Origin of the sequence: Streptomyces sp. PA03-3a, assembly GCF_033792735.1 — a bacterium.
Classification (GTDB): Bacteria; Actinomycetota; Actinomycetes; order Streptomycetales; family Streptomycetaceae; genus Actinacidiphila.
On record NZ_JARAVM010000001.1, the window covers coordinates 314,980 to 340,580 of the forward strand.

15 protein-coding genes are annotated in these 25,601 nt (G+C 72.6%); 7 read left to right on the forward strand and 8 right to left on the reverse strand.

Annotation, left to right across the window (positions count from 1 at the left end):
• Positions 1-72: 72 nt before the first annotated feature.
• The 4 genes from PV342_RS01480 to PV342_RS01495 all read right to left on the reverse strand — a co-directional run bounded on the left by PV342_RS01480 (position 73) and on the right by PV342_RS01495 (position 8,598).
• Entirely contained in the window at positions 73-1,164 is a 1,092-nt protein-coding gene (locus PV342_RS01480; protein WP_500315614.1) for an ABC transporter substrate-binding protein, read from the reverse strand.
• Between the two features lie 140 nt (positions 1,165-1,304).
• The gene (locus PV342_RS01485) at positions 1,305-4,616 is read right to left on the reverse strand and encodes a LamG-like jellyroll fold domain-containing protein (protein ID WP_500315615.1); all 3,312 of its coding nucleotides are present in this window, start codon (positions 4,614-4,616) and stop codon (positions 1,305-1,307) included.
• 424 nt (positions 4,617-5,040) lie between these two features.
• A complete protein-coding gene (locus PV342_RS01490; RefSeq protein ID WP_500315616.1) occupies positions 5,041-7,455 on the reverse strand; it encodes a glycoside hydrolase family 32 protein in 2,415 nt (804 codons plus the stop codon).
• 129 nt (positions 7,456-7,584) lie between these two features.
• Positions 7,585-8,598, reverse strand: a complete 1,014-nt coding sequence (locus PV342_RS01495; protein ID WP_500315617.1) for a carbohydrate kinase family protein — start codon at positions 8,596-8,598, stop codon at positions 7,585-7,587.
• Positions 8,599-8,860: 262 nt separating this feature from the next.
• On the opposite strand from PV342_RS01495, the gene PV342_RS01500 reads away from it, so the two are divergent.
• The 6 genes from PV342_RS01500 to PV342_RS01525 all read left to right on the forward strand — a co-directional run bounded on the left by PV342_RS01500 (position 8,861) and on the right by PV342_RS01525 (position 15,490).
• Positions 8,861-9,862: a sugar ABC transporter substrate-binding protein gene (locus PV342_RS01500; protein ID WP_433427563.1), complete on the forward strand. Its 1,002-nt coding sequence runs from the start codon at positions 8,861-8,863 to the stop codon at positions 9,860-9,862.
• Positions 9,863-9,865: 3 nt separating this feature from the next.
• Complete coding sequence (locus PV342_RS01505) at positions 9,866-10,861, forward strand: ABC transporter permease (RefSeq protein WP_500315618.1); 996 nt, start codon at positions 9,866-9,868, stop codon at positions 10,859-10,861.
• The gene (locus PV342_RS01510) at positions 10,858-11,742 is read left to right on the forward strand and encodes an ATP-binding cassette domain-containing protein (protein WP_018560136.1); all 885 of its coding nucleotides are present in this window, start codon (positions 10,858-10,860) and stop codon (positions 11,740-11,742) included. Before PV342_RS01505 ends, PV342_RS01510 begins: the two co-directional genes overlap by 4 nt.
• A 50-nt stretch (positions 11,743-11,792) precedes the next feature.
• Entirely contained in the window at positions 11,793-12,821 is a 1,029-nt protein-coding gene (locus PV342_RS01515; protein WP_500315619.1) for a LacI family DNA-binding transcriptional regulator, read from the forward strand.
• Between the two features lie 216 nt (positions 12,822-13,037).
• Positions 13,038-14,468 carry a cytochrome ubiquinol oxidase subunit I gene (locus tag PV342_RS01520; protein ID WP_400796813.1) on the forward strand — a complete coding sequence of 477 codons (1,431 nt, stop codon included), beginning with the start codon at positions 13,038-13,040 and terminating at the stop codon, positions 14,466-14,468.
• Positions 14,468-15,490, forward strand: coding sequence for a cytochrome d ubiquinol oxidase subunit II (locus PV342_RS01525; protein ID WP_386994447.1), 1,023 nt, complete (start codon positions 14,468-14,470; stop codon positions 15,488-15,490). The genes PV342_RS01520 and PV342_RS01525 overlap by 1 nt, the downstream gene beginning before the upstream one ends.
• A 266-nt stretch (positions 15,491-15,756) precedes the next feature.
• Here PV342_RS01525 and PV342_RS01530 read toward each other — a convergent pair whose 3' ends face one another.
• Positions 15,757-20,298: a S8 family serine peptidase gene (locus PV342_RS01530; RefSeq protein ID WP_500315620.1), complete on the reverse strand. Its 4,542-nt coding sequence runs from the start codon at positions 20,296-20,298 to the stop codon at positions 15,757-15,759.
• A gap of 150 nt (positions 20,299-20,448) precedes the next feature.
• Positions 20,449-21,459 carry a helix-turn-helix transcriptional regulator gene (locus PV342_RS01535; RefSeq protein ID WP_400796806.1) on the reverse strand — a complete coding sequence of 337 codons (1,011 nt, stop codon included), beginning with the start codon at positions 21,457-21,459 and terminating at the stop codon, positions 20,449-20,451.
• 608 nt (positions 21,460-22,067) lie between these two features.
• Here PV342_RS01535 and wrbA point away from each other — a divergent pair.
• On the forward strand, positions 22,068-22,679 hold the full coding sequence (wrbA, locus tag PV342_RS01540) for an NAD(P)H:quinone oxidoreductase (protein ID WP_361004489.1): 612 nt from the start codon (positions 22,068-22,070) through the stop codon (positions 22,677-22,679).
• A 117-nt stretch (positions 22,680-22,796) separates the two neighbouring features.
• Here the strand turns inward: wrbA and PV342_RS01545 are convergent, their stop codons facing one another.
• Positions 22,797-23,102 (reverse strand): hypothetical protein, encoded by a 306-nt coding sequence (locus PV342_RS01545; RefSeq protein WP_386994442.1) that lies wholly within the window; start codon positions 23,100-23,102, stop codon positions 22,797-22,799.
• Between the two features lie 144 nt (positions 23,103-23,246).
• Complete coding sequence (locus tag PV342_RS01550) at positions 23,247-25,547, reverse strand: SpoIIE family protein phosphatase (protein WP_500315621.1); 2,301 nt, start codon at positions 25,545-25,547, stop codon at positions 23,247-23,249.
• Positions 25,548-25,601: the final 54 nt, after the last annotated feature.

A 25,601-nucleotide genomic window follows, 5' to 3' on the forward strand; every position in this document is an offset into this window, starting at 1 on the left:
GTGTCGGGGAGCCGGGGAGGGACGGGCCTGCCGCCCGGCCGGGGAGGCGGACCGGGCGGCAGGCGCGGGGGCTCAGTAGGCCCCGGACAGCGAGTCCTTGGCGTTGGCCGCGTCGTACTCGCGGTCGGAGATGATCACGTCCTCCGGGATCGCCTCGCCCGCGAAGAACTTCTGCGCGGTGGCGAAGGCGAGCGGCCCGAAGCGCGGGTTGGACTCGATGACGCCGTTGTACTGGCCGTTCGCCAGCGCCTGCACGGCGTTGCGCGTGCCGTCGATCGACACGATCTTGACGTCCTTGCCGGGCTTCTTCCCCGCCGCCTTGAGCGCGGTGATCGCGCCGAGGCCCATCTCGTCGTTCTCCGCGTAGACGGCCGTGATCCCGGGGTTCGCCTGGATCAGCTGCTCCATCACCTGCTGGCCCTTGTCGCGGGCGAACTCACCGGTCTGCTGGGCGACGATCTCCAGGCCGGGGGCCTGCGCCTTGATCTGGTCGACGAAGCCCTTCGTGCGGTCGGTGGTGACGTTGTTGCCGGAGGCCCCCAGCAGGATCGCGACCTTGCCCTTGCCGCCGGTCACGTTGATCATCTGGTCGGCGGCGCGCTTGCCCTGCTCGACGAAGTCCGAGCCGAGGAAGGCCACGTAGTCCTTGCAGGCGGTGGCGTTGATCTTGCGGTCGATGGTGATGACGGGCACGTGCTTGGCGGCCGCCGCGCGCAACGCGGGCTCCAGGCCGTCGGAGTTGAGCGGCGCGACGATCAGCAGCTGGGCGCCCTGGGCGAGCATGTCCTGGATGTCGCTGATCTGCTTTGGCAGTTGCGACTGCGCGTTGGTGGTGAGCAGCTTCTTGACGCCGAGTTTCGCCGCCTCGTCCTTGATGGACTGGGTCTCCGCGATGCGGAAGGGGTTCGCCTCCTTCTCGGACTGCGAGAAACCGACGACGGCGTCCTTGAGGTCGATCTTGCTCGCCCCGTAGGTCTGCAGGGTGCAGCCGCCGCCGGCCGCGTCGGTTCCCGCGGTCGGCGACTGCACGACCTGGGCGCCCCCGGACGAGGAGTGGGAGGCGCTGCCGGAGCCCTCCTCCTTGGCGCAGGAGGTGGCGGTCAGGGCGGCCGCGGCGGTGAGGCACACGACGGCAAGGAAGCGGGTGGAACGGGAGGTGCTCATGGACGTTCAACTCCTCGGAGAGCGGTGTGCGACCGGATCAGGGGCGGTGCGGTGGTTCCTGCCGTTGTCCCGGGGGGACGGCCCGGGAGGCGGCCCGCCCCGCCCCGTGACGGGACGGGCCGCTCGTGGTCGGTGCTCCGTCAGCGCTTCGCCGGGACGGCGGGTTCGCCCGTCGCCAGCGACGCCACCTCGGCGGCGGTCAGCGCCCGGTCGTAGGCGTGCACGTCGGAGATCGCGCCGCTCCAGTAGTCGACGCGGTTGCCGCCGTACTTGCCGCGGCCGATCACCAGGTGGCCCGAGGGCCCCTCGGCGTTGCAGCCGCGGACGGAACCGGCCTCGCCGCCGTCCACGTAGACGCGCAGCCGGCCGTCGCGGTGGCTGTAGCTGCCCACCAGGTGGTACCAGCGGCCCGCCTCCGGCTCGCCGATGGTGCCCGCGAGGGCCCGGCTGCCGGCGAAGCTGAACGCGAACCGCTTGTCGGCCTGCGAGTACTGCAGGTAGAAGGCGCTGTTGGTGTCGCCGTCGACGGACACCGCCGTGCTGAAGTGCCCCTTGTCGTCCAGCCGGACCCAGGCGGCCACCGAGTAGTCGTGGGTGTCGGTGTCCAGGACCGGGGCGCCGGTGTCGACGAAGCCGGTGCGGCCGTCGAGTTGCAGGGCGGCGCCGCGGGGGCCGGTCGTCCAGCTCGTGCCACCGCTCAGGGTGCCGTCGTGGTCCCCGGCGACGTCCTTCGCGACGGTTCCGGAGCCCTCGTGCAGCGGCCACCAGCCGACGCCGTTCGGCCCCGGCGTGCCGGGCGGCACGTCGGTCCCGCCCGCGGCGGCACCGGCCGCGATGACCTGGCGGTTGACGTCGCGTACCTGCTCCGGGATCACCTTGACCACGTCGCGGTCGTAGGTGAGCAGGCCGTTGAGTTCGCCCTCGACGTCGGTGATCTGCGTGTAGACCGATCCGGACAGGCCGCAGGCGGCCGGGCGGAGGAGCTTGCGCGTGTTCTCCACGTAGGCCGCGGTCAGCTCCTCCTTGCTGTGGGCGGCGTCGCCGTAGTCCTGGCCGCCCGCGGTACCGAGGATGTGGCCGGGGACGAGGTAGGAGTAGCCGCCGTGCTCGCCGTCGACGGCGGCGCGGGTGTCGTCCGGGGCGGGACTGGCCGGGCCGTGGTAGTCGTGGAAGTCGATCAGGTCACCGCGGCCCGAGTCCCCCTTGGAGGCGCAGCAGTTGACGCCGGAGTGGGCGTCCACCAGACGCGAGGGGTCCTGCTGCCTGACGGCGTCGGCGAGTTCGCCGGTGGCCTGCCTGCTCCACTCGCCCCAGCCCTCGTTCATCAGCGTCCACACCAGGACGGACGGGGTGCTGATGTGCTGGTCGACGATCTGGTGGACCTGGTCGACGAAGGCCTCGGTCTCCGGGGTGCCGGCGGCCGCGGTGCCACGGCTGGGCATGTCCTGCCACACCATCAGGCCCAGCCTGTCCGCCCAGTAGTACCAGCGGGCGGGTTCGACCTTAATGTGCTTGCGGACCGCGTTGAAGCCGAGCTTCTTGTGCTGGACGAGGTCGTACTTCAGGGCCTCGTCGGTCGGCGCCGTGTGGAGGCCGTCGGGCCAGAAACCCTGGTCGAGGGTGGCGAGCACGAACACGGGCTTGCCGTTGAGCTTGATCCGGTTGGTGCCGCCGGCCGGGGACACCTCGATCGACCGCATGCCGAAGTAGGAGCGGACGCGGTCCTTGCCGCGGCCGTCGGTGAGGGTGACGTGGAGGTCGTACAGGTACGGGTCGTCCGGGCTCCACAGGTGGGCGCGGGGGACGGGCAGCTGCAGGGCGGTGCCGGCGGCGCCGGTGACCGAGCCGGCCTTGCGCCCCTCACGGGTGTACGCGGTGGCGGTGACCTTCGCGCCCGGTGAGGCGCCCGCGCCCGGACGTACGGTGACGGCCAGCGAGGAGTCCGCGACGTCCGGGGTCAGCACCAGCGAGTCGACCGAGACCTCGGGGACCGGCTCCATCCACACGGTCTGCCAGATGCCCGAACTCGGCGTATACCAGATGCCGCCGGGGGTGCGGGACTGCTTGCCGAGCGCGTAGCGGTCGTCGGTGGTGTCCTTGACCTTCACCAGCAGGGTCTGCGGACCGCGCCCGGAAAGGGCGTCGGTGACGTCGGCGGTGAACGCCTGGTAGCCGCCGGTATGGTGGGCCACCTCGCGGCCGTTGACGTAGACCCAGGCCTCGTAGTCCACGGCTCCGAAGTTGAGCTTCAGCCGGTTGCCGGAGCGGACCCGCCAGTCGTCGGGGACGGTGAAGGTGCGCTGGTACAGCGACCAGTCGTGGTGCCGCGCGACGCCCGACAGACCCGACTCCATCGGGTAGGGCACGACGATGCTGCCGCTCAGCCTGCCCTGGGGGAGTGCGGCGTCCTGTGCCGTCGGCTGGAACTGCCAGGTCCCGTTGAGGTTCTTCCACTTCTCGCGTGTCAGCTGCGGCCGTGGGTAGTCGGGCAGCGGGCGGGAGGGGGAGACGTCCTTGGCCCATCTGGTCTGGAAGTACCAGGTCGAGTCGTTGCGCGCGACGACCGAGAAGGGGCCGAGTTCGCCGTCGGCGGTGCTGATGCCGCCCCTGCCGTCGTAGCTGATCCGTACGTCGGCGTGGAGCGATACCGGCGAGTCGGACTCGGCCGGCTTCAGCACCAGCCGGGTGGGGTGCTCGGGGTCCCGGGAGACGCCGGCGGACCACCGGGTTCCGCCGGACAGCAGGGCGAGGTGCGAGGCCGCGCCATCGGGGAGGGCGGTGACGGGGGAGTCCAGCTCGACGGTTGCGGTGCGGCCGGTGGCGGCGACCGACGCCTCGGCGTCCGCCGGGGCGAAACCGGCCGGCAGATGCAGCGCGGAGTCCGGCACCGGACTGCGGTCGAAGTCCGGCCCCGACCACTCGGTGTGCAGATAGGCGCCGCCGTTGCCCTGGTTGTAGTCGTATGCGAGCTCGTGCAGGCCGGCGGTCAGGGTGATCGGCTGCGAGGTCGTCTGGACGTCCCAGTCGGTGGTCCAGTGGTCGATCACGCTCGCACCGTCCAGGGACATGCGGAAGCCGTTGTCGCCCTTGATGTAGAACGTGTAGGTGCCGTCGGCGGGCACCTCCAGGCGGCCCGTCCAGCGCACGGCGACGTTGTCCGTCGTGCCCGCGTAGGCCCGCAGGGTGGGCAGCAGGTCGTCCACGTGGAGTGAGCTGTCGATCCGGGTGCCGGTGTACTGGGCGAAGTCCAGGGTCGTGCCGCTGGACATCCGGTAGTAGTCGCCGCGCAGGCCCGCGTCGGCGGAGGCGGCGGTGACGTCGGTGGGGACGTCGGTCGTGGCCGGGGGCCGGGCGGACGCCGTGATCGGCGTCAGCAGGGCCGCTCCGAGGAGGAGCGCCACCAGAGCTATCAAGCGAGCAAAGCCGTTGGTACGTCGTCGGCCAGGACTCATGGTGCACCTTCCGTGGGAGTCGTCGACGCCTTGACGGGAAAGTTGCAGGTCAGGAGTGCGTGGTGCCTTGAACCAAGAGCGCTGCGCGCCGGGAACGCGGTTGTACAACGTTGGAAATTCTGGGCGCGGAGAGCATGAAAGCAGGGCCCTGACGCCGTGTCCAGACCCCGCGTCGAACCTCGCCGACGGGCCGCCAGGTCGAGGGTAAACGCGGAGTGCAGCCGTGTGGGTCCGTGCGGGCACCGAACGGAAGGGGATCACGGGGCACGGTGACAGGAATGAAGTGCCCCTGACAAGTAGCGGGTTGTGCGCGGGCGGATGCCGTCACGGCGAACCGGAACGTGTTCAACGTTGGAAAAGGGCACCGCTGAAGGACCGCCCTAGGACAGGCCGCGGAGGCCCGCCCCGGAGCGGTCCCGACGGATCAGCCGATGGTCAGGTTCTGCGCCTGCGTGTTCGCCGCGAAGCCGTTCACCCCGAACAGGCCGGTGGTGTAGGCGTCGTCGGTGGCGTCGATGACGGGATCGGCGGCTCCGCCCAGCCAGACCCGGATGCGGGAACCGTCCGTGCGCACCTTCAGGTGGTAGGTGCGGCCCTCGACGATCTGCGTGGCGTGGGTCGCGATGTCCCGCCCCGGCCGCCACAGCTTGACGACGCCGCTGGTGTCGATGTTCGCCGTGTAGCCCGCCCCGTCGTCGCGGGCCCGGAAGGTAAGACCGGCTGCCGTGCCGTTGGTGACGGACAGGTCCCCCTCGTAGGTGAAGTCGCCGCCCGAGCGGTCGCTGAGGTAGAAGCCGTCCTGCGGCGAACTGCCCCTCAGCCCGGCGGGGGAGACCGTCCAGGTGCCGCCCCGCGGGGTCCACCTGCCGGCGGGGAAGGCCGAGAAGCCGGCCGTACCGGTGTCGAGGTTCTGCACCGTCGCCGTGCCGTGGAAGACGTTCACCCCGAACACGCCGGAGGTGTAGGTCGTGTCGGTGGCGTCGATGACGGGCTGGGTGCCGTTGTCCAGCCAGACCCGGATGCGCGAGCCGTCCGTCTGCACCTTGAGGTGGTAGGTGCGGCCCTTGGTGATCGGCGTGGCGTGGGTCGCGATGTCCCGGCCGGGCCGCCACAGCTTGAGGACGCCGCTGGTGTCGATGTTCGCCGTGTAGCCGGCGCCCTGGGCGTTCGCGCGGAACGTCAGGCCCGCCGCCTGCGCGGTGTCCAGGGTGAGGTCGCCCTGGTAGACGGCGTCACCGCCGCTGCTCGCGCTCAGGTAGAAGCCGTCGCCGCCGACCGAGGCGCGCTTGCCGCCGCTGACGTCCGTCCACGCCCCGCCCGCGGCGTGCCACGGGCCCTTGAGGTTGCTCTCCAGGGTGGACTGGGCCGTTCCCCAGCTGGTGTTGAGCCGGGTGAAGGTTGCCGAGTCCAGCTTCACCCTGCCGCCGACGGCGAAGAGCCGGATGCCCTGGCTGTCGGCCGCCGAGTCGAAGTCGACGTTGTCGGACAACGAGTAGAGCCCGTCGTCGGCGAAGGTCTCCAACTGCCCGCGGTCCACCAGCAGCCGCATCGTGACCTTGCCGTTCCGCGGCTTGAGCGGCTTGCCGCGCAGGGTCTGCGCCCTGGTGTCGTAGACGACACTGCGGTCGGCGGTGCCGTCGGAACGGGCGTGCAGGTCGAAGCCGAACTGCGTGGCGGTGGCGCCCTTCAGGTCGAACTGGGCGGTGATCTCGTAGGTGTCGGCCTTGACGTCCCCGAAGAGGTTGCCGCCCTTGGCCGCGTCGACGGTCTGGTTCTTCCAGCTCCGGGTCTCCGAGCCCAGCAAGGAGAGCTCGGCGACCGGGGTCCGGGTGATCCGCGGCCCGTCCGGGGTGCTGACCAGGCCGAGGGAGACGGGGAAGGTGGAGTTCCCCGTCCAGGTGCTGCCGCGGTTGCCTCCCTGCCAGGCCATCTGCACGGTGCGGCCGTCCGGCGTGTCCGCGAACGTCTGGGCGGCGTAGAAGGTGCCCCCGGCGTACGTGGTGCCCAGGTCCATCTGCTGCGGGCCGGTCCAGTCGGTGCGGAAGGTCGTGCCGTCGAAGGAGCCGACGACGTACTGGCTGGACGCGGAGGTCAGGACCCACCGCTGCTGTCCGGTCCTGCCGTCCAGGGCCAGGGGGTACATGTCGGGGCACTCGAAGAGCCACGGCGCCCCGAAGCGGCTGGCGAAGGTCCAGTCGAGCAGGTTCGGGGAGGTGTAGAGGTCGACACCGTTGCCGCCCTTGTTCGACCAGACGACCATGGCCCACCGCTTGCGTGCCGCGTCCCAGAACACCTTGGGGTCACGGCTCTCGACGGGTATCTCGATCTGCTTGCGGCCCTTGTCGTACGCCTGGAACGTCCGGCCGTTGTCGTTGCTGTAGAAGATGCTCACGCCGTCGGTGTTGGAGAACACCACGATCGGGTCCAGGGAACCCGTCTTCAGTCCGGAGGTGTTGTCCTTGTCCACGACGCCGCCGCCCGAGAAGAGCGTGCCGGGGTGGACGCCGGGTTCGAGCGCGATCGGCTTCTGGGTCCAGTGCACCAGGTCGGGGCTGGTGGCGTGGCCCCAGTGCATGGTGTCCCAGTCCAGGCCGTGCGGATTGTGCTGGTAGAAGAAGTGGTAGAGCCCGTTGGCGAACACCAGGCCGTTGGGGTCGTTCATCCAGCCGGCCTGCGAGCTGAAGTGGAACTGGCCGCGGAGCGGCTCGCTGTAGGTCGTCGCCGGATACGGGAATTCCGCGTAGTCCCCCACGGTCCCGGCGACCGCGGGGGTGCCCGGCAGTATTGCGGCCAGGCTCGCGATCAGGGCGACGAGCAGCGCCCCGACTCTTCGACGCATGTGAACCCACTCTCTGCACGCCGGTGATGTCATCGTTGACATATGTCATCGCTGACATCCGATCGATGACCGATGATGGGCCCCCGCGGGGGAGCCGTCAACGCCCCGCACAGGATCGGCCGCGTCCCGTCAGGTCCCCGGACGGACGGTCAACTCGACCTCTTCCGCATTCACTTGGTCGGCCCACGGCGGGTTCGGCCCCGGGGCGGCGCAGGTCAGCGCGGCCACCCGGGCCGCGTATGCGCAGGCCGCCGTGACGTCCTCGATCCGCAGGCCGTCGAGCCGGCCGCCCAGCAGCCCGCTACCGCCGAGATGGTGCAGCAGCCCCGCCGTGAAGGAGTCCCCGGCGCCGACGGTGTCGACCACCCGCGCCGGCACACCGGGCACGGAGATCCGCCTGCCGTCGAGCGAGGCGAGGACGCCCCGCGCGCCGCGGGTGACCACCACCAGCCGGGCGCCCGCCGCGTGGAAGCCGTCGCAGGCCTCTTCGGGAGGGGTGCCGGGAGCCAGTACGGCGAGGTCGTCCTCGCTCAGCCGGAGGATGTCCGCCGTCGCGCACCACGTCGGGATCCGGTCGCGGTAGACCCGCGGATCGACCAGGGCGGGCCGGACGTTGGGGTCGATGCTGACCGTCGCATGCCGTCGCGCCCCCGCCAGGACCTCCTCCACGAGAGCGGCACCCGGCTCCCTGACCACGGCGAGCGAACCCGAGTGGACGCAGGCCGGGTCGCCGAGCGCGGGGCGGCCCAGCTCCTCGCGCGTCCACTGCCAGTCCGCTGTGCCCTCGGCGTGGAAGGAGTAGGCGGCCTGCCCGTCGCCGTCCACGTCGGCGACCGCCAGCGTGCTGGGTTCGGGAGCGGCCGGGGCGGCCGACAGGTCGACGCCGGACTCCAGCAGGTGGGCGCGGAACAGCCGGCCGAAGACGTCCCCGGACAGCCGCGCCAGCAGCCGGGTCGGTGTGCCGAGGCGAGCCAGGCCCACGGCGGTGTTGGCCGGGCCGCCGCCCGGCAGGACGCGCAGCCGCAGCCCCTGCGCGGCGTCCGGGGAGCGGCCGTGCGCACCGGACGGGAACCGCCCGTCGCCGGGTTCGGGGAAGGCATCGGCGACGCACTCTCCGATGACGGTGACCTGAGGCGGCTGCATGGGGAGGTTCCTCCAGGTGGGGACGGGGACGCGGGCCGGATCCCGGCGGCGGCCCGGGGCGGGATGCGGGGGTGGGCTCTGCGGGTCGCCAACGGGCTTTCACTGCAGGGGCATTGACGTTGCCGGAGCGGGAGTCCATCATCCTCCGCAAGCGGTGTCAACGATGACATGTGTCAACGTTGGCACTCTCCTGGCGAGATCCCTTCGCCGTTGTAGCGCCATACGGCTGTCCCCGCTCACTGCATCCCCGTAGGAGTCGCAGATGTCCCGTAGAGCCCGTCCGGTCCTCGTCATCGGCGCCGCCGGCCTCGCCCTGTCACTGGCCGCGTGCGGTTCCGGTTCCGGCGGCGGCTCCCCGTCCGGGGGCAAGGTCAAGGTCGGCCTGATCACCAAGACCGACACCAACCCCTACTTCGTCAAGATGAAGCAGGGCGCGGAGCAGGCCGCCAAGAGCGAGAACGTCGAACTGACCACCGCGGCGGGCAAGTTCGACGGTGACAACGCCGGCCAGGTCACCGCGCTGGAGAACATGGTCGCGGCCGGCGTCAAGGGCGTGCTCATCACCCCCAACGACTCCAAGGCCATCGTCCCCGCGATCGCCAAGGCACGCGCCAAGGGCGTGCTCGTCATCGCGCTGGACACCCCACCCGAGCCGCAGGACGCCGCCGACGCGCTCTTCGCCACCGACAACGTGAAGGCCGGCGAGTTGATCGGCGCGTACGCCAAGGCCGCGATGGCCGGCAAGACGCCGAAGATCGCCACGCTGGACCTCGCCCCCGGTGTGTCGGTCGGCGTGCAGCGCCACGAGGGCTTTGTGAAGGGCTTCGGCGTCAGCGCCTCCGACCCTTCGATCGTCTGCTCCCAGGACACCGGCGGCGACCAGGCCAAGGGGCAGACCGCCATGGAGAACTGCCTGCAGAAGGCGCCGGACGTCAACCTGGTCTACGCCATCAACGAGCCCGCCGCGCTGGGCGCGTACACCGCCATCAAGGCCAGGGGCCGCGAGAAGGACGTCATGATCGTCGCCATCGACGGCGGCTGCACCGGCGTGCAGGCGGTCAAGGACGGCAAGATCGCCGCGACCTCCCAGCAGTACCCGCTGAAGATGGCCGCCGACGGCGTCAAGGCAGTGGCCGCGTTCGCCAAGAACGGGAAGAAGACCAGCGGCTACACCGACACCGGCGTCACCCTGATCACCGACAAGGTGCAGCCGGGTACGCAGGCCGAGGACACCGGCTTCGGCCTGCAGAACTGCTGGGGCTGAGCCGTGACCGCATCCACCTCGCTCCCCGCCGTGGGCAAGGAACCGGCGGTGCTGCGCCGGTTCCTCACGGCGCCCGCCGCGGGACCGTTCGCCGCCCTCGTCATCGCCTCGGTGTTCTTCTCCCTGGCCACCGACCAGTTCCTCTCCGGCGGCAACTTCTCGCTGATCCTCCAGCAGGTCATGGTCGTCGGCACGCTCGCCATCGGCCAGACACTGATCATCCTCACCGCCGGCATCGACCTGTCGTGCGGGGCGGTGATGGCCTTCGGCGGCATCCTCATCGCCAAGCTCGCCGTCCAGGGGCCGCTGCCGCCGCTGCTCGCCATCGGCCTGGGCATCCTGGTCTGCGGAGTGTTCGGTCTGGTGAACGGGCTGCTCGTGCGGACGGTGCCGCTGCCCCCGTTCATCGTGACGCTGGGCATGCTCAACGTCGCCTTCGCCCTCACCCACATCTACTCCGACGAGCAGACCGTCACGGGCCTCCCGGAACCGCTCACCGCGCTGGGGCGCACCTTCCCGCTCGGGAGGACGGACGTCACCTACGGGTCGCTGGTCACCGTCGCCCTCTTCCTGGGCTTCGCCTACGCGCTGAGCAGCACCGCCTGGGGCCGTCACGTCTACGCCCTCGGCAACAGCGCGGAGAGCGCGCGGCTCAGCGGCATCCGGGTCTCCCGGCTGACCGTCGGCGTCTACGCGGTGGCCGGGCTCGTCTACGGGGTCGCTGCACTGCTGCTGGTGTCGCGGACCGGGGTCGGCGACCCCCAGGCGGGGCAGACCGACAACCTCGACAGCATCACCGCCGTCGTCCTCGGCGGTACGAGCCTGTTCGGCGGCCGGGGCACCGTCCTCGGCACGTTCGTGGGCGTGCTCATCGTCGGCGTCTTCCGCAACGGCCTTCAGTTGATGGGCGTCTCGTCCGTCTACCAGACGCTGGTCACCGGCGTGCTGGTGATCCTCGCGGTGACCCTCGACCAGCTCTCGCGAAAGGGGACCCGATGACCGGCCCCGCCCCCCACGAACCGGCACCCCCCGCGCCGGAGACCCCCGCGCCCGCCGCAGGGCCCGAACCCGTGCTCAGCGCGCGCGGCCTGGTCAAGCGCTACGGCCACGTCACCGCCATCGACCACGCCGACTTCGACCTCATGCCGGGTGAGGTGCTGGCCGTCATCGGCGACAACGGCGCCGGCAAGACCAGCCTGATCAAGGCGCTCACCGGCGCCCTCGTCCCCGACGCCGGCGAGGTCCGGCTGCACGGAAGGCCGATCAGGTTCGCCGGGCCGCAGGACGCGCGGGCGCACGGCATCGAGACGGTCTACCAGGACCTCGCCGTCGCCGCGTCCATGGACATCGCCTCCAACATGTTCCTGGGGCGCGAGATCCGCCGCGCCGGTGTGCTCGGCTCGGTGTTCCGTCTGCTGGACAAGAAGGCGATGCGCCGTCAGGCCGCCGACCACATGGCCGCGCTCAAGGTCGGCGTCGGCTCCATCACGCAGCCGGTGGAGACGCTCTCCGGCGGCCAGCGCCAGGCCGTCGCCGTCGCCCGCGCCGCCGCCTGGGCGCGCAGCGTGGTGGTGATGGACGAGCCGACCGCCGCCCTCGGCGTCAAGGAGTCGGGGCAGGTCCTCGACCTCATCCGCCGCGTACGGGACAAGGGCATCCCGGTGATCCTGATCAGCCACAACATGCCCCATGTCTTCGAGATCGCCGACCGCGTCCACGTCCACCGGCTCGGCAGGCGGGAGGCCGTCATCAAGCCGTCGGACTACTCCATGGCCGAGGTGGTGGCCATCATGACCGGCGCGCTCGGCGTGCGTCCGGACGGCGGTACGGTCGTGGCGGACAGTGACGCAGCCTCGGCCGCGGGGGTCCTGGGGAGCTGACCGACGCGCCCCGGTACCCGCGGGGCCGACACACGGAGAAAAGGTGGTCCATGACAGCGACCCGCAGACCGACCCTCGCCGACGTGGCCCGCGAGGTGGGTGTCAGTGCCAAAACGGTCTCCCGGGTGCTGAACGAGGACGGACCCAGCTCCCCGGAGACCAGGAGGCGGGTGCTGGAGGCCGTGGCGAAGCTCGGTTTCCAGCCCAACCTCATGGCCAGGAGCATGCGGGTGGGCGGCCCCGACACCACCGTGGGGCTCGTGGTGCCTGACCTCGGCAACCCGTTCTTCGGCGCCGTCGCGGGCGGGATCGAGGACGCCGTGCACGGCCGCGGACTGACACTGCTGATGGGCTCGTCGGACGACGACCCGGAGCGGGAGCACGCGCTGATCCGCACCTTCCTGGCCCGCCGGGTCAGCGTGCTCATGGTCGCGCCGGCGGTGGGCGCCGACCACGCCCACCTCAAGTCCCACCGGGCCGCCGGGATGCCGGTGGTCTTCCTCGACCGGCCCGGCAACGGCCTCACCACCGACACCGTGGTCAGCTCCAACCGGGCCGGCACCCAGGAGGGCGTCGCCCACCTGATCGCCGGCGGACACCGCAGGATCGGGTTCATAGGCGACCTGCCGGCCCGGCTCTACACGCGCCGCGAACGGCAGGCCGGCTACCGCGCGGCGCTCGCGGAGGCGGGCCTGCCCCACGACCGCGGCCTCGTCGCCGACGCGCACGACCCGGCTGGCGCCGCCGAGGCGACGGCCCGGCTGCTCGCCCTGCCGGATCCGCCCACCGCGCTGCTGTCAGGCAACAACGTCATGACGATGGGGGTCATGACCGAGCTGTCCCGCAGCGGGCGCAAGGACGTCGCGGTGGTCGCCTTCGACGACGTCCCCATGGCCGGCATCCTCGAACCCGCGCTCACCGTCGTGGCCCAGAACCCCGTCACCATGGGCGAGTCGGCGGGCGCGGCGGCCCTCGAACGCCTCGGGGGCGACCGCGGCCGCGCCCGTACGATCCTGGTCGACACCCGGCTCGTGCCGCGCGGCTCGGGCGAGCTGCCCCCACCCGCACGCACCCGCTGAGCGCCGGCCTCCGCGCTGCGCGGCGGACGGGTGACCGGGAGCCCCGCCGCCACCGAACGGGTTGCCGGCCCCGCCCGCAGTGCGCATTACCACCCATACCGACCGTTGTGACCTAAGGTGATCGTCCTGTCGCGAAAGGGTCGTGGTCGATGTGATGGCGGTGGCGAACACGGGCGGTCCGGGCCGGAAGCCCCCCACGGACGGACGGTGCGGACGGTGACGGGTGCCTGGGACCTCCTGGCGCAGGGCCTGACCTCGGCGGGCGAGCCCGACCAGTTGCTGCCGGCCCGTCAGCAGATGGCGTTCACCCTGGGCTTCCACATCATCCTGGTGCCGTTCGGTGTCGCCCTCACCGCGCTGATGCTCATCGCGAACCACCGCGGTCTGCGCCGCGGGGACGCCGACGCCCTGCTGCTGGCGCGGCGCTGGTCGAAGGTGGCCGCGGTGCTCTTCGCCGTGGGGGCGATCACCGGCACCGTCCTCTCCTTCGAGCTCGGCATCCTCTGGCCGGGCCTGATGCGCGGGTACGGGCCGGCGTTCGGCTTCCCGTTCGCCATCGAGGGGCTGTTCTTCTTCCTGGAGGCGATCTTCGTCTCCCTCTACATCTACGGCTGGGACCGGCTCTCGCCCTGGGCGCACTTCTGGACGGGCGTACCGGTCGCGCTGTCGAGCATCGGCGGCGCGGCCGCCGTCATCGCGGCCAACAGCTGGATGAACCAGCCCGGCGGCTTCACGATGCGCGACGGGAGGATCGTCGCCGTCCGGCCCGCTGAGGTCTTCTTCAACGGGGCCTTCCTGTGGGAGTTCCTCCACATGCTGCTCGCCGCCTACATCGTCGCCGGCTTCGCGGTGGCGAGCGTCTACGCGGTGGGCATGCTGCGCGGCCGCACCTCCCGCTACCACCGCACCGGGTTCCTCATCGGGTTCGTCACCGCCGCCGTCGCGCTGCCCGTGCAGGTCCTGGTGGGCGACACCATCGCCCGGTACGTCTACCAGGCCGAGCCCGCCAAGTTCGCGGCGATCGAGATGCTGCCGGACACCGGCACGCACGTCCCCGAGACGCTCGGCGGCGTGCTCGTCGACGGGAAGGTCCGCTACGGCCTCCCCGTACCGGACATGGCATCCCTGCTGGCCGGCTTCCACCCCTCCACCGAGATCAAGGGCCTCGACGCGATCCCCGCCGACGTGCGCCCCTCGGACCGGATCGTCAGCACCGTCCACCTCGCCTTCGACGTCATGGTCGGGCTCTCCTTCGCGCTGCTGGCGCTGGCCGTGTGGTTCGCCTGGCTGTGGTGGCGGCGGCGCCCCCTGGACCGGCAGCGGTGGTTCCTGCGCTGCTGCGCGGTCAGCGGGCTCGCCGCCGTGGCCTGCCTGGAGAGCGGATGGGTCGTCACCGAGGTGGGCCGCCAGCCCTGGACCGTCGTCGGCCACCTCCTCACCCGGGACGCGGTGACCACCCAGGGCAACCTGTGGCCGTTCTTCGGGTCGGTCGTCGTCATCTACGCGGCGGTGGGCGCCGGCGCGGTGACCGTGCTGCTGTCGATGAAGCGGCGCTGGCGGGCCGAGGGCGACGACAGCGTGGACGTCCCCTACGGCCCGCGCACCGGCCCGGAGCCCGTCGGCGCACGCGCCGGGACGGAGGAGTGATGCCCGACGCCGTCGCCGCCTTCCTCTTCCTCGGCGTCATCGCCTACTGCCTCTTCGGCGGCGCCGACTTCGGCGCCGGGTTCTGGGACCTCACGGCGGGCGGGGCCGCACGGGGCAGAGGCCCCAGGCACCTGATCGACACCTGTGTCGGCCCGGTGTGGGAGGCCAACCACACCTGGCTCGTCTACTGCCTGGTCTTCCTCTGGTCGGGGTTCCCGGCCGCGTTCACCGCCATCACCACGACCCTCTACATCCCGCTCGGCATCGCCGTCCTCGGCATCGTGCTGCGCGGCGCCGGCTTCGCCTTCCGCAAGGTGTCGCTGCGCACCCCCGAACAGCGCCTGTACGGCGTGGCGTTCGCCGCGTCGTCCGTCCTGACCCCCTACTGCTTCGGGTCGATCGCCGGGGGCATCGCCTCCGGGCGCGTCCCCACGGCGGGCAACGGGGACGCCGTCACCGGTTGGCTGAACCCGACCTCGGTGCTCGGCGGTGTGCTGGCCGTCCTCGTCTGCGCCTACCTCGCCGCGACGTACCTGTACGTGGCCGCCCGTCAGCAGCGCGACCACACCCTGCAGCGGCACTTCCGCGGCAGGGCCCTGGTCGCTGCCGTGCTGACCGGGGCCGTCAGCGTCGCCGGTGTGTTCGTCCTGCGGCACGACGCGCCGCACCTGTTCCGCCGGCTCAGCCATGGCGCCCTGCCACTGGTGCTGCTGGCCGCCCTCTGCGGGATCGCGACCATCGTCATGGTGTGGCGTGAGCGGACCCGGTTCCTGCGCGGGCTCGCCGCGGCGGCGGTCGCCCTGGTCGTGCTGGGCTGGGGCGTCGCCCAGTACCCGTACCTGCTCGGCACCCATCTGGAGATCGACGCGGCGGCGGCCCCGGAGGCCACGCTGGCGGTGACGATCGGAGTCGCCGTGGTGGCCGGACTCCTCATCTTCCCCTCGATCGCGCTGCTCTTCCGGCTCGCCAACCGGGGCAGCCTGCGGCCGCCGGACCAGGAACCGGCCGAGCCCGGTCCCTGAGGGCGCGTGGTGGGAGCGGGGCCGGGTGATCGGCGACGCCGGGTGTGGACCGGGCCGAACGGTCGGAGTCGGCCGTGAGGGGGAAGACGCGTCACGGCAGCGGGTGTGCCTGCCCGGTCGGGGTGGCCGCGAGGGCCCTTGTTCGCGATCACCTGCGGCCCGAGGTGCACGCGCACGCAGACGCGTCGCCGCGCCGTCGCCAATAGGGCGGGGGTACGCAGCCCGGCCGGCGTACCCCTTGGGGGCACGCCGGCCGGGCTCACCGGTCAGCCGGTGACGCCGAGCACGGTCTCGCCGGAGCGGCCCGCCCCGGTCCCGGTCACCCGTACCGTCAGCGTCCGGTCGTGGCCGTGCGGGACGGGGACGAACGCGTGGGCGAAGCCGCCCGCCGTCGCGCGGCCGGAGCCGACGACCCGGCCGTCGAGCAGCACGGTGAAGCGCTCACGGGGCGACAGGCCCGCCGCGGTGACCGACGCGGTGCTACCCGCGGCCGCCTCCCGGGGCGTGGTGTCCACGACGAACACCGGCCGGGAACCCGAGCCGCGCACCGGCTGGAGGTCCGCCGCGGTCACCGGCGGCACGATGATCCGCCGCACCGCCAGGGCCTGGAAGATCGGGCCCTGGACCTCGTAGTACGCGGTGGCCCACAACGGCCGCCCGGCGGGCACGGTGACGGTCCGCGAGACGGGCGCCCCCTCCTGCGCGCTGCGCGGGACGGGGATGCGCTCGTCGAGGAGGAGCGACGTGCCCGCGTAGATCTCCGGGCCCTCGCCGACCGTCAGGGCGAATCCCCCGCTGTACGCCGCGGGACGGTTGGTCACCGTCATCTTCAGTGATGCGGTACCGCCTTGCTGCTTGGCCGAACCGCCACGCTGGAAGGTCGTGTAGAACGGCTCCACCATCGCGGGGCGGCCGGTGAGCCCGGCGCGGTCCTTGTTCCGGTAGGTGGCCACGGTCGTCCCGTCGATCACGAGGTCGAGGCGGTCCACCCCGGTCGTGTCGTAGGAGCGGGTGAACGTGGACTCCGGATCGGTCTGCAGGGTGGCGAGGACCAGGTCGCCGTTGGTCAGCTTGTAGCGCAGCGTCGGGAAGACCGGCACCTCCGTGTTGTTGGTGTAGTTCACCTGCGCGGTGTGGGCCGCGGAGCGGTCCTCGGTGATCGACGCGCTGCTCGCCTTCACGGCTTTCGGGGTCCACGTCAGGGACGTGCTCTGCCCGGGCCGGCCGTGGCCCGCGACCACGGCGAGCGTGGCGGTGAGCTTCTCCGGCCTGGTCTCGACCGGCTCGGACTTCCAGGCGTACCAGCCCAGTTCACCGGCGTCGACGGCGAGGGTCCGGCTCAGGTAGGTGCCGGACGCGCCGCGGACGGTGATGCGCACCGCGCCCTTGCCCCGGACGGCCGTGGTCATGGCGGCCAGCGGGTTGCCGTCGAAGGCGTGGGCGTCGGAGTGCTCGGAGTCGCCCAGGACGAGCTGGGCGACGGTGAAGGAGCCGCCCGCGCTCCGCTTGCCGTACCTGACCTCCAGGGTCTGCCTCCCGGTGGTGATGTCGGCCGGCAGGGTGACCAGGCGGCCCACACCGCCCTCGTCGGTGGTGCGGCCGCTCGCCAGCACCCGGTTGGTGCCCTTGACCCGGATCTGGAAGTCGACGGCCGGGGTCAGACCCTTCGCCACGACGACGGCGGACTGGCCGGGTACGGCGTAGGCGGGCTGCACGGCGACCGAGGGACGGGTGCCGGGCGAACCGCCGGGCGGGCCACCGCGCGGGTCACCGGTGACGGTCACGTAGGTGGTCCGTCCGGTGTCCCCGTAGGTGACGCGGCCGAGGTACACCGCTCCGGCCCGCAGGCCCTTCCAGGACAGCGTGACCGGCGTGGTGCCGCCCGCCCGGAGGGGCGCCGTGGCGGGCTGCGCGCTGAACGAGCCCTCGGCGCCCTTGTCGTTCAGCGAGAAGCTGGTCACCGTGAAGCCGAGAGGTCCGGACCCGGCGAAGAAGTCCACCTCGACCTCGTACAGACCGGGCTCGGGGTCCTCCAGGTCGAGCTGCTCGTCGGCGGAGTCGGTGGCGGCCCGCTCGACCAGCGCCGTGTCGCCGTACTGGTTGAGCCGGTACACCGACAGGTCGAGGTCGGCCGAGTCGTCGGCGGCGTCGAGGGCGAAGCGGGCGTGCCGCGTCCCGGCGGGCACCTCCACGACGTGGGTCCGCGCGGGACCGCCGACGGTCCCCGAGTCCTGGACCCGCAGGCCGCGGGAGAGCCCGGTGAGGTCCAGCGGCACGTCGCGGTCCTCACCGCCCTTGAGGGTCACGGTGGTCCGGCCGGTGCTGCCCGTGGCGGAGACCGCCGTGGGCGCCACCAGGGTCACCGGTCGTACGGCGAGCGCGCTGCGAACGCTCTGCCCGCCGTCGCGCCAGGTCAGGTACCCCGTGGCGTACTCGCCCAGCGGGGCGGTGGTCCGGGTGAACGTCACCTTGAAGGTCCTGGACTGCCCCGCCGCGGTGAACGTCAGCGACCGAGGCTCGACGACGGTGTCCACGCCGGGGATCCGCACGGGGTCCGCGGTGAAGGTGCCGGGCCCGGTCGAGGTCACGGTGCGGGTCACGGTCTGCCGGCCGGCCAGCGAACCGACGCCGATCGACGCCAGGTTGAGGTCGGACGGCGCGGGGGCCGTGCGGTCGCCCTTCACCGCGGCGACGTACCGCTCCCAGTCGTCGGGACCGTTCAGGTACAGCAGCCCCGGGTGCAGGTAACGGGTCGCGTCCACCTGGCCGTTGCCCTGTGCGAACACGTCCTCCGACGCCTCTCCCGCCCCCGTCACCGTGGGCCGGGTGGTGGTCATCAGCGCGGACTTGATCTCGGCCGGGGTCGCCTGCGGGTGCAGCCCCAGGTAGAGCGCGCCCAGACCGGCCACGTGCGGGGAGGCCATCGAGGTGCCCGACATGAAGGTGAAGCTCGGCCGCCCGCCCGCGGCGTTGGCGCCGTCGGCGAGGACGGCCACGCCCGGCGCCGCGAGGTCGGGCTTGATCAGGTCGCCGCCGTCGGCCTGGACCGGGCCGCGCGAGGAGAACCCGGCGATCTGCGGGACCGGCGCCGACGCCAGGTGGTGCGGGTTGCCGTCGACCAGGGTCGCCGTGGGCGCCTCGGAGGCGGCGTAGGAGAGCAGCGCGTCGTAGCCGTCCGCGTCGACGGCGATCGTCGGGACGGCGTGGGTGTCGAGGTCCGTCGAGTCCGGCGAGGGGTTCACCAGGACCATCCCGATGCCGCCCGCGCGCTTGACCTCGGCCGACTTGGCGGCCCGGTCGTACGTGCCGCGCTCGCACAGCACGATCGCGCCCTTGACCTTGGCGCCGTCCAGGTTGTCCGGGCCGCACAGCTGCGGCCGGACGGAGATGTCGGTGCCGGCGCCCGAGGCGGCCACCAGCCGGCCGGTCACCTTGCGGCCGTCCGCCGGGAGCGAGACGGACGCGCCCAGCACGTTCTGGCCGTCGCCGAGCTCCACCGTGGCCTCACGGGTGGGCATGGTGCTCGCCGCCGCGGTGGTGATCCACGGCGAGGCGTTGTCGACCGTGCTGTCGCCGGGGCCGGAGTTGCCGCCGGCCGTGGCGACGAAGATGCCGCCGGCGGCGGCGTTGCGGAACGCCTCGTCGACGACCGAGTCGGTGGTGAGGGCACCGCCGGCCGAGCCGATCGAGTAGTTGATCACGTCGACGTTGTCGGCGACGGCCGCGTCGATCGCGGCGAGCAGGTCACCGGTGGCGCAGCCGTCGTCCGTGGTGTCCTTCGCGTCGGGACCGCTCCAGCAGGCCTTGTAGGCGGCCACCTTGGCGGCCGGCGCCACGCCGGAGACCTGTCCCATCGGCACGCCGCCGAGGTCGGCCTCGACACCGTTGGCACCCGCCGCCGTGCTGGCGGTGTGCGATCCGTGCGCCTCGCCGTCACGCGGCGAGAGGTACTCGCCGATGGAGGGGCCGCCGATGTGGGTGGCGCCGAAGTTGTCGACGAAGTAGCGCGCGGACACCAGCTTGGTGGAGCAGTCCGCGGCGGTGAACTGGACGCCCGCGGCGCAGGCACCGGTGAAGGTGCCGCCGTCCGCCTTGCGGTAGGTGACGACGGAGCCGTCCAGGTACGGTTCCTGGCCCGGCGCGGTGCCCAGCGGCGCACCGGAGAACGAGGGGTTCTCCGGGGCGATGCCGGTGTCGATGACGCCGACCACCACGCCCTTGCCGGCGCCTTCGACGCCGCCGTTGCCGGCCCACACCCCGCTCTTGCCGCTCAGGCCCAGGTAGTCGGTGGAGTTGACGGCCAGCGGCTTGCGCAGGTCGTCCTTGACGACCGACACCACTGTGGGGTCTGCGCGCAGTTCGTCGACCTGCCGCGGCTGGAGCTCGGCCGTGAAGCCGTTGAGCGCCGCGGAGTACGACGAGATCACGCGGGCGCCCACCGTGCGGGCCGCGTCGTCCTGACGCGAGCGCAGGTAGGTGCGGTAGGCCTTCACGGGGGCCGAGCCGGCCTTCAGGCCCTCGCCGTCGCGGGGCGCCGTGCGGGCCTTGCCGGCCACACCGCCGGTGTAGGCCGCCGCGGCCGGTTCGCGCAGGGTGACGATGTACCGCCCGGCGGACGGCTGTTCGCCGGAGCCCGGGTCGTGCGCGCCGAACGGCGCCGGGACGGCGGGTGGGGTCGGGACCGGGGCCGCGACGGCGGGCGCCGGGGCGGCGGCGCCGAGGACCGTCAGGCTGACGCCGGCGACGAGGGCCGCGAAGGATCGCGGTATCGCCGAGCGGCGCGCAGGAGGATGGGCAGGTGGTGCCACCAAGGCTCCTTCGTCAGGGGGTGGCCGGGGAGGTCCGGCCGAGTGACACGCCGTTCGGGCGTACACAAGTTCTAGCCGGGTGATCCTTTGGTGACCAACGTCCTACGCTGCCGAAACCGGCCAGTGGCCAGAAAGGGCCACCGGTCCCGGTCAGATCCAGTTGCGGCGGGCCGCGGCGACGCCCGCGCCGAACCGGTTGGTGGCGCCGAGCTCGGTGAACAGCTCCTGGATCCTGCGGCGCAGCGTCCGCGGAGAGATGCCCAGCTGGCGGGCGATCGCCTCGTCCTTGACGCCGGCGGCGAAGAGCGCCAGCAGCTTCCGTTCCTCGTCGGTCGGCCTGTGGGACCGGTCCGTTCCGGGCGCAGGCGCCTCCGGCGGCGCTGCGGGCAGGGTGCCCGATCCGGGCTCGCCGGTCAACGGGGAGGCGACGGCCCAGTAGTTCTCGAAGAATTCGCCCAAGGTCGCCAGCAGCGGAGGGGATTCGGTGTACAGGTACTCCGCGCTTCCGGCCGACAGGCTCAGCGACACCATCGCGGCCGAACGGTCGGCCATCGCCAGCTTGACCGGCAGCGCCGGTACGACCCTGGCCTCCTCCCCGCGCGACACGAGGCTGCCCAGTTCCTGCCATCCGCCGTCGGCCTCGAAACTGGCGGCGGCGTAGACCGCGCGCACCCGCACCCCGCGCCGTACCGCCGCCTCGTCCAGCGGCTCGTTCGGGGCGAGCAGGAACGGCGGGCGATCCAGGGCGCACAGTTCGCTCCGCGCGGCCTGCTTGAGCCGGTAGTAGCGGTCCCCGACGGCCTCCAGGCCACTGATCACCGCGGTGCCGGGACCACCGTCCCCGGCCCTCCTCGCCGCGTCGAAGAGCGCCCCGAGCGGGCCGGCCGCCTCGCGCACGGCGGCCAGCTGGCGCTCCCGCGACTCGACCAGCGCGCGCAGCGCGTGCCGCGGGTCCACGGTGAAGAACTCGCCCGAGGAACGGCGGCTCATCAGCCCCGCGTGGTGCAGCCGTTCGAGGACCGCCAGTCCCTCGGCCGCCGGCACGCCCAGCGCGGACACCACGTCGTCGACGGTCGTGCTGTCGCGGGACAACAGGAGGCGGTAGGCCCGCTCCGCCACCGTGTCCACCCCGACCCACGCGAGCGGTGCGTCATTCTCCACCAGAGCATCCATTCCTGCCGTTCATATGGCCGACGCGATGGAACCAAGAACGGGCGGCAACTTCAACGCGGCGGCCTGACGCACGGCTGCAGGGTTGCGAGGGTATGCGGACAGGGGAGAGCGGCGGTGAACGCGCGATGAAGAGTGTCCGGCCGGATTCGGCATCGTTCCGTGCGGGTGACGCCGCCCGCCTGCCGTGCGAGCGGTGACACCTCCCGGCGGCTTCGTCCCTCCGCCGTTCCGGCCGGTGGCGGCCCCGGCAGCCACCGGGTGCGAGGTCGCGTCACCGCCCGGACCCGACATCGTCGCGGCCCCGGCTCCGGGCGCCCTTTCGGGGGCAGCACGAGGTGCCCGGGGGGCCCGCCGAAACGGACGTCCGGGCCCCGCACCCCGCGCCGCGCACCCCGCGTGGCGCGGTGTACTGCGGCCGGCGCAGGGGCGCGGAAGCGGACCGGGTGACATTCGTCGCACGGGCTCCGGTGGACAGCGGCGCCCCAATGTTGTTTATTCTTCAACCAGTGAAGCGCGGCCCGCCCTCACGGGCCGCGGGATCCCTTGGATCGTGCACCCCAGACGCGTGGGGCAGGTCCTCCTTGAAAGGAACCACCTTGTCGATCAAGCTTGCGATCGTCTACTACTCCTCCACCGGCACCATCACCGAGATCGCGAAGGAGATGGCCGAGACCGCGGAGAAGGCCGGCGCCGAGGTGCGCCTGCTCAAGGCCGCGGAGCTCGCCCCGCAGGCCGCGATCGACTCCAACCCCGCATGGGCCGCCAACCACGCCGCCACCGCGGACATCCCCGTGGCCACCCCGGCCGACGTCGAGTGGGCGGACGCGGTCATCTTCGGCACCCCGACCCGCTTCGGCAACATGTCCTCGCAGCTCAAGCAGTTCATCGACACCCTCGGTGGCCTGTGGGCGCAGGGCAAGCTGGCCGACAAGGTGTACAGCGCCTTCGTCTCCACCGCCACCTCCCACGGCGGCCAGGAGTCGACCCTCCTCGCCCTGTACAACTCCATCCACCACTTCGGCGGCATCGTCGTGACCCCCGGTTACACCGACCCCGCCAAGTTCGTCGACGGCAACCCCTACGGCACCTCCCACGTGGACGCCCAGGGCAACAACCCCGTCAACGACACCACCCGCACCGCCGCCCGCATCCAGACCGAGCGCGTCATCAAGCTCACCGCCGCGCTGAACCGCGGCCTCGCGGGCTGATCCCATGCCGACGGCGCGCCCGCTCGACCGGTGGGTCGCGGGTGCGCCGTCAGTTCACTCGGCGGCGTCTCCTCCTTGTCGTGCCGGAGGCGCCGCCGACCCGTACCCGCGTCGTCGTCAGGCGCGGGAGCGGGTGAGGTAGACCCACCCCAGCGGGTTCCACCGCAGGCGCCGCACCTCGACGCCGTCCATCTCGGCGTCGTCCTCGCGCGCCCGGCGGGAACGGGGGAGCGAGGCACGCGCCATCGCGATCGCCACCGCGTCCTCGGCGTCGGCGGCCTCTCCGACGACGAAGAACTGCCTGCCCACCGAGCCCCGGGAAGTACGGAAGCGGAACCCCACGAACCACCGGTCGCGGCCCGTGCTGCCGGCGTTCTCGCGGACCTCGGCGGTCATGGGGTGACGGTTTCCGATGCCGGTCATGGTGGGGTTCCCCGCTCCTCGACTGATGGGCTCGACGTGACTCAACCGTGACATCGCTGACATTTTGCGAACAGGGGATAAAAGCCTCCCCCCGGTGTCGGGAATACCCCCCGGCCGAGGGCACCGCGGCTCCTGTCCGGCCGGTCAGCGGCCGTCCGAAGGCGCCCCGAGCGGTTGCTGGGCCCACACCGTCTTCCCCCGGGCGCGCCGGCGGACGCCCCACTGGTCCGCGATGCCCGCGACGATGAACAGCCCGCGCCCGTTCTCGTCGACGGTGCGCGCGTGCTGCACGTGCGGCGCGCCGGCCGCGCCGTCGCTGACCTCGCAGGTCAGCATCTGCTCCAGGATCAGGCGCAGTTGGAGGGGCGGCGCGCCGTGGCGGACCGCGTTGCCTACCAGTTCGCTGACGATGAGCTCGGTGGTGAACGCCGTCTCCTCGGCCACACCCCAGGCCTCCAGCTGCCGTCGCGCCGCCGCGCGGGCGATCGGCGCGGCCTCGGCGCCCGCCGGCAGCGCGCGGGTCATCACCCGGTCCGCGGGCAGCGCGACCGTGCGGGCGAGCAGCATCACCGTCTCGTCGCTCGCACCCGAGGCGGTGAACGCGGACCCGATGGCGTCGCACACCTCCGGGAGGGACCGCGCCGCCGCGCCGTCCAGCAGGGGGCGCAGGGGAGCCGACGGTGCCAGGACCCGCTCCGCGAACGAGGTCGTCGCCATTGCCAGGGTGCTCCCCGCGGGCAGGCCGACGGTGGTCGCCGGGAAGGGGGCGTCGGCCGGTCCGCTGAGCAGGGGACCCGACGGGACGGCCAAAGTGGCCGGCGTGCCGTCCGGGAGGACCGCGACCGGCTCGGGCAGGCCGGCCCGGGCGATGGTGCAGGTGAGATCCACCGGGTCGTACACGGCGATGGCGCAGCCGATGTCCAGCGGCTCGCTGTCCAGTTGCGGCAGCGCGGCGGACGCCGCGGCGAGACGCGCGGCCGTCTCGCTCAGCCGGGCCAGCAGTTCGTCCGGCGGCAGGTCCAGGGCGGCGAGCGTGTGGAGGGCCGTCCGGACCAGGCCCATCGTGATGGCCGCGACGATCCCCCGCCCGGCCACGTCACCGACGACCAGCGCGGTCCGCGCGCCGGGCAGCGCGATCGCGTCGGACCAGGCCCCGCCGCCCTCCGGGCCGGCTTGGTGCAGCCGGGAGACCTCCACGGTGGGCCGTCCCGCAGGCTGCCCCGGGAGCAGCCTGCGCTGCAGGGTCGAGGCGATGATCCACTCACGCATGTACTGCCGGGCGTTCTCGATGCACAGGGCGGCGTGCGCGCACACGGCGGAGGCGACCCTCAGGTCGTCCTCGTCGAAGGGCTCGCGGTCCTGCTCGCGGTAGAAGCTGACCACGCCCAGCGCATGGTCGCGCAGCGTCAGCGGGGCCACGATCAGGGAGTGGGCCCCGCTGCCCAGGATGGCGTCCGCCCGGGCCGGGTCGGCGGCCAGCCACGGGGCGTGCTCGTCGATCGGCACCAGGCGCGCCCTGGCGTCGGCAAGGACGTCCGCGAACGGGGTGGCGGGCGGCAGGGGACGCACCTCGCCCACCGGGTACGCCGACAGGCGGCCCCGGAACGCGGCCCGCCGCAGTGGAACGTCCCGGTGGACGGGCACCTTCGGCGGTTCCTCCCCGCGGACGACGTCGTCGACCATCTCGACGACCGCCGTGTCGGCGAGGGCGGGCACGACCGCGTCCACCAGCTCCCGGGAGACCAGCCCCACGTTGGGCACCTGCCCCACCCGGGCGCGGACCTGCTCCATGAGGTCCAGGCGGTCCCGCGCCTTCTCCCGGTCGGTGACGTCCACCGCGGAGGTCACCAGTCCGAGCGTGTCTCCCCCGGAGTCCTCCAGGCGGAAGTAGCAGACGGAGCGGCTGCGGTACCCGCGCCGCTCCGGCGTCCCGGGGCCGTGGACGATCCGGTCCAGGACCGGTTCCCCGCTCTCCAGGACCCGCCGTGCCACCTCGGCCTCCTCCTCGGGGCGGTCGAGGTCGTACACCTCGGTGAAGTGCCGCCCCAGCGGGCTGCCGGCGCGCGCGCCACGCGCCGTGCCGAAGGCGGCGCTCATGCGGACCACACGCAACCGGCGGTCGAGGACGAGCAGTTCCACGGGAGTGTGGGCGAACACGGTCCTGAGGACCGCCACGTCCTGCCGCGACAGCGCCGGGTCACCCGTCGCGCACACCCGCCACAGCACCGAGGCGCCGCGCAGCACCGGCTCGATCCGTACCGACACCCCGCCCGGCGGTCCCGCGTGCGGGTGTCCGGCGTCCATGGCGGTCGCGCGCAGGAGCGCGCCCAGGGACCGGCCGACGGCCTCCTCGGCCGGGCGTCCGAACAGCTCCTCGGCCGGACGCCCCCATTCGACCACCCGGCCGTCCTCGCCGACGAGAAGCAGCACGTCACCGCTGGGCATGGACCACGCACCTCCGGCTCCATGCCTGCCCGCGCGGTGCCCGCGGCAGGCCCG